Origin of the sequence: Falsiroseomonas sp., assembly GCF_051859025.1 — a bacterium.
In the GTDB taxonomy this organism is placed as follows: Bacteria; Pseudomonadota; Alphaproteobacteria; order Acetobacterales; family Acetobacteraceae; genus Falsiroseomonas.
The window spans coordinates 1-4740 of the sequence record NZ_JBHYGL010000010.1; the positions used below are offsets into that span (position 1 = coordinate 1).

5 protein-coding genes and 1 pseudogene are annotated in these 4740 nt (G+C 64.5%); 1 reads left to right on the top strand and 5 read right to left on the bottom strand.

What is annotated here, in order from left to right; translation table 11 throughout:
• Nucleotides 1–217: 217 nt before the first annotated feature.
• Nucleotides 218–1395, bottom strand: a protein-coding gene (locus tag ACTIE5_RS11085) for an IS3 family transposase (RefSeq protein ID WP_439549760.1) whose coding sequence is annotated in 2 segments (ribosomal slippage) — nt 218–1131 and nt 1131–1395 — 1179 coding nt in all. Because the reading frame shifts where the segments join, the coding sequence is not laid out codon by codon here.
• A gap of 69 nt (nt 1396–1464) precedes the next feature.
• Between ACTIE5_RS11085 and ACTIE5_RS11090 the strand changes: the two are divergent.
• A pseudogene (locus ACTIE5_RS11090) lies at nt 1465–1587 on the top strand (IS256 family transposase); the annotation flags it as partial.
• 65 nt (nt 1588–1652) lie between these two features.
• Here the strand turns inward: ACTIE5_RS11090 and ACTIE5_RS11095 are convergent.
• The 4 genes from ACTIE5_RS11095 to ACTIE5_RS11110 all read right to left on the bottom strand — a co-directional run bounded on the left by ACTIE5_RS11095 (nt 1653) and on the right by ACTIE5_RS11110 (nt 4706).
• A complete protein-coding gene (locus tag ACTIE5_RS11095; protein ID WP_439549761.1) occupies nt 1653–2468 on the bottom strand; it encodes an efflux RND transporter periplasmic adaptor subunit in 816 nt (271 codons plus the stop codon).
• Nucleotides 2468–4006 (bottom strand): TolC family protein, encoded by a 1539-nt coding sequence (locus ACTIE5_RS11100; RefSeq protein WP_439549762.1) that lies wholly within the window; start codon nt 4004–4006, stop codon nt 2468–2470. Before ACTIE5_RS11100 ends, ACTIE5_RS11095 begins: the two co-directional genes overlap by 1 nt.
• A gap of 11 nt (nt 4007–4017) precedes the next feature.
• Nucleotides 4018–4326, bottom strand: a complete 309-nt coding sequence (locus ACTIE5_RS11105; protein ID WP_439549763.1) for a hypothetical protein — start codon at nt 4324–4326, stop codon at nt 4018–4020.
• A 74-nt stretch (nt 4327–4400) separates the two neighbouring features.
• The gene (locus ACTIE5_RS11110) at nt 4401–4706 is read right to left on the bottom strand and encodes a DUF3467 domain-containing protein (protein WP_439549764.1); all 306 of its coding nucleotides are present in this window, start codon (nt 4704–4706) and stop codon (nt 4401–4403) included.
• Nucleotides 4707–4740: the final 34 nt, after the last annotated feature.

A 4740-nucleotide genomic window follows, 5' to 3' on the forward strand; every position in this document is an offset into this window, starting at 1 on the left:
CGACAGCGCACCATCAGAAGCCCGCGCCGCAAGGTGGGTCCCAGACGACGGTTACCGTGATGCATGGCTCCATGCGCATGTCTGCCGCTCATCGGCGCGTGGTCGGGTGCGTGTTGGGCGACGGCGACTACCGAGGCGAACGTGACCGCGAGGGCACCGAGGGCGAGTAGCCGGGACTTGGACGATGCTGACCTGCCCCAGATCGGGCATCCACGGGCTATGAGAGACTTGGCCCGTGTTCTGGCCTTGCCGGCTGGGCCTGCCGGAGCGGAGCGTAGGCGGGGCCAGCCGGCCAGGGCAACACCGCTTCCGGCGCCGGCGGCCGATAGCCCAGCGCGCTGTGCGGCCTGACCGTGTTGTAGTGGCGCCGCCAGCGCTCGATCAGCACCGCTGCTTCCCGCAGCGAATAGAATATCTCGCGGTCCAGCAGTTCGTCCCGCAGCTTGCCGTTGAGGCTCTCGTTGTAGCCGTTCTCCCAGGGGCTGCCGGGCTCGATGAACAGTGTCGTCATCCCGACCCGGCGAAGCCAACCGCGCACCACCTTCGCCACGAACTCCGGGCCGTTGTCAGAGCGGATGTGCCCCGGCGGACCACGCTCCACAAACAGATCCGTCAGCACCTGCATCACGTCGCCCGACGTTAGCCGCCGCGCCACCACGATCGCCTGGCACTCCCGCGTGTACACGTCGATCACCGTCAGCATGCGAAAGCGCCGCCCGTCATGCGTCCGGTGCTGTACGAAGTCATACGCCCAGACATGCCCCGGCCAGCACGGACGCGGCCGAACACAGGACCCGTCGTTCAACCACAGTCGGCCGCGCTTCGGCTGCCGCCGCGGCACCTTCAGCCCCTCACGCCGCCAGATGCGCTCCACGCGCTTGGCGTTGACCCGCCAGCCCTTCGCCCGCAGCAGCGCGGTGATCCGGCGGTAGCCGTAGCGGCCATACTCCGCCGCCAGCGACACCACCGCCTCGGTCAGCGCGGCCTCGTCGGACCGCACCACCCGCACCTTGCGCTGCGTCGACCGTGGCTGGCCCAGCGTGCGGCAGGCGCGGCGCTCGGACACCCCGAGCACCGACTGCACATGCCGCACGCCAGCCCGGCGGCGCTCGGGGCCTAGAAGTTTCCCTCCGCGGCCTCTTTCAGGATCTGCTTGTCGAGCGTCAGCTCCGCCACCGCCCGCTTCAGACGCGCATTCTCGCGCTCGACGTCCTTCAGCCGACGCGCCTGATCCACCTTCTGCCCGCCATACTCAGATCGCCAGCGATAGAACGTCGCCTCCGATAACGCGAGCAGGCGGCAGATCTCCTCCACCGTCCGGCCCTGCGCCAACTTCACCTCAGCCTGCCGCAGCAGACCGATGATCTGCTCCGCCATGTGACGCTTCCTCGGCATCCCTGCCTCCTCCCAAGGAGGCCGACTCTCTCATCACACGCGGATCCCAGGCAGGGGGGAGGATCAGCCGGCGCTATTCTCCTCGAACAGTCCGACGAATGGGCCACCCAGCGCGCCCGCTACATGACCCTGGAAGCCATCAGCACCGTCAGCGATAACGCCACCGTCAGGCTCTCGGCTGTGCCTGCCTGACCCGGCGGCCCAGCCCGCCGAAGATCACTGCGCTCCTACACCACGCGATGGGACACGATCGGCCGTCATTCGACCAAGCGCAACCGCGCGGGTACGCCGGCACGCAACGACTCGTTGCTATTCGCAAACTCGACACGCACTTCAACGAGGCCGCTAGCAGGGTCGGCAACGGGGCCGACCAGCGTTACCGTTCCGAGAACTTCGACTTCCCCCGATACATCGTCGACCCTGACCGATGCAGAGGCACCCAACCTGAACCGTGCAGCCACCCGTGCCTCCAACGCCCCCACAAACAGAAGGCGATCGACGGCCACGAGCCGAATGATGGGCTCGTTGGCCAGAACACTCTCGCCGGGGAAACGCATGATGCGCGCGATACGGCCCGCGATCGGGGCCCGCAACGAACGTCGCTCGAGTACTTCTCCAGCGATCTCGTAGTCGACCAGTTCCATCTGCTTTTGCGCCCGCCTGACCTCGATCTCCGTGGCCACGACGATGGCGGCAAGCTCGCGTGCCTGAAGGTCCTCTCGACTGATGGCCACCCCGTTTGCATGCATCGTTCTTGCCGCCCGCAACTGAGCGAGGATAAGCGGCTGCCGGGCCAGTGCACCAGCCAGTTCCGCCCGGCTCTCAAGGATCGCACGCCTCCGACGCAACTCCATCGCTTCGAGATTGCTATCAACCGCCAAGAGGCGCGCGGCAGGCTCTACGCGGTCGCCCTCACGCACCAGCAATTCCTCGATCCGTCCGGTGACGGGGAGCGATAGATTGAGGTCGAAGAGCGGCCGTGTGTATCCTGGAAGCCAGATATCCTGAGCGAGAGCGGGATGAGCTGAAAGCAGCAGAAGAAGCCAAAATGCTTCCCGAAGACGTAACCACATCAGTCCCGCTCCAGCTCTTCAGCCAGTCTCCCGCTCGTGAACGCGATCGCGAATCGTGCCCGATAGGCGGCGGCCTTCCGCGACAGCAATTGCTCCTCCGCCTGGAGTAGCTCTAGCCGCCGCCGCTGCAGTTCAATACCGGACATGCGTCCGCCCTCCGCTTGCACGTCGGCCGAACGCAACAGCTCGCGCTGGCTCATGACGAGCGCGCGCTGGCTCTCCAACTGCCTCACCGCGCCCTCTGCCGCTTCGCGGGTGCTCTCGACTTCATTGGCGATCCGCTGCCTTGCAGCAACAAGCGCGAGCTCCGACTGATCTCGACGCAGTCGCGCCGCGTCGTGATCGGCCCGCGCACGCTGATTTCCCTGCAGCGGTACACGCAACTCGATACCGACGCCCCATACGCGGTTAGGCCCACGCGCGGCGCGCCCCACGGAGGCCTGAGCGGAATCCGAAAGACCATCCAAATCGTAGCGCGCCGTGATATCCAACTGCGGCAGCATCTGGTTTTCCGCCGCAGATATTCGAATGCTATCCCTAGCCACACGAAGGGCGGCTATCCGGCTCTCCGAGCGTCGTTCGAAGGCAGTATTGCGCATCGACTCGACGTCCGGCACCGTCAGCGCGCGATCTCCGATCCTCGGAACATTCCTGATCTGGACGGCGGCGGGCGCGGCGCCGTCGCGAAGCCTGCCCTCAGTCGCCAGCAGCAGGCTACGCATTGAAGCCCGCGCCTCCACCATATCCTGCCGCGCCTGTTCGAGTTGCTGCCGCCGGGTGTCCCTGAACACGACCGCTTCGATGATGACTGAACCTGGGCGCGCGCCCAGTGCCGCCATGCGCTGCGCCGTTCGGACAAGCTGATCCGCAACCTCAAGCGAGGAGCGAAGCAGTTCGACGCGTTCGGTCGCCTCTTGAAACTGGATATAGCTTCCCACCGCGTCTGCTAGCCGTTGCTGGACGGACAGGCGGAAGATCTCCTCCGCCAGGCGTTCCTCGTATTCTGCGATGTTGATCGGCGCTCTATTGAACGCGCGTCCCGCGCCGCGCAGCAATGGCTGCGTCACTGACACGCCCACCACCGACCTGAACTCGCGCCCATAGAGGCTCTGCGGCTGCAAATTATTGCGATACCGATCGATCCGGTAGGCAAATTCAACATCGCCACCCGTCTCAGTCCGCGATGCAAGCCCCGCCTTGAAGTCTGTAACTCTGCTGTCGAAGGAATTCGACAAGCCTCTCTGAAGTCGCTCCTGCGCTGTGTTCTCGACGTTCGACCGGTCGCGCCGCCCACTGATGAACGCCGAAGGTTCAAATGCCCCTCGTGCCCCCCGAAGATCTGCTCCTGCTATATCAATATCAAGTCGCCTGCCCGCCAACGTGTCGTCCGCGAGCAGTACGGCCTCGGCGAACGCCCGCAGTGACAACGCGGTCTCCGCGGCGGCGGGTTGCCATGCCACTGCGGCGAGCGCGATCAATCCGCTCCACTTAAAAAACACCGACACTGACAATGAATATCTCCCAATCCGGCCGCTCATACCATCTGCCGTCAACGTCGAGACGTATCCCGTAGTCGCGTCGGCGTCTCCACCAGACCGCGCACAACGGTCGGCGCAATGATGCCGCGACTGGCAAGCGTCACCTCAAATCCAGCACCGGGAACCATCACGCCCTTGTTCATGCCGCAAAGCAGGTGGATCTCGTCCGAACTGAATGCGACGCTGGCAGCATTGGCATAACTCGTCGCCATCCGCGCGTCATCGAAGCGGATGGAGGCGGCGGTCGATGGCGCATCAATGTCGCGCCGTCCCCGCGCGGGTGTCGTCTCGGCCCCGCTCGTGCTGCCATCGTTCATCATGCAAATACCCGTCTCAACGGATGTACGTGGGAACCGCTCTTACTCTCACCGCCAAAGGACGCTGGCACGCAGATTTAAACGCGTCCCGCATTGAGGACGCGCGTAAGGGTGTCCACGAGGCCGCGAGCAACACTCGTGGTAATGATGATTCGGTTCGACAGGCCGACCTCCATTGGAGCGCCGGAAACGCCCCAGCCCTTATTCATCCCGAATAGGAGCAGGATTTCATCAGTCGTTGCGGCAACGCTCGCCACATTCGCGTAGGTCGTCACCATGCCCTTGTCATCGAAACGGATGGATACGGCGCTGGCGTTCGCCTCTGCCTCCGTAGCCACAGCCGGGACCGGCAGTTCAACGGCCGCCACATCGGTATCACTCATCATCAAGCTCCATGTTCATATGAAAAACTACGGG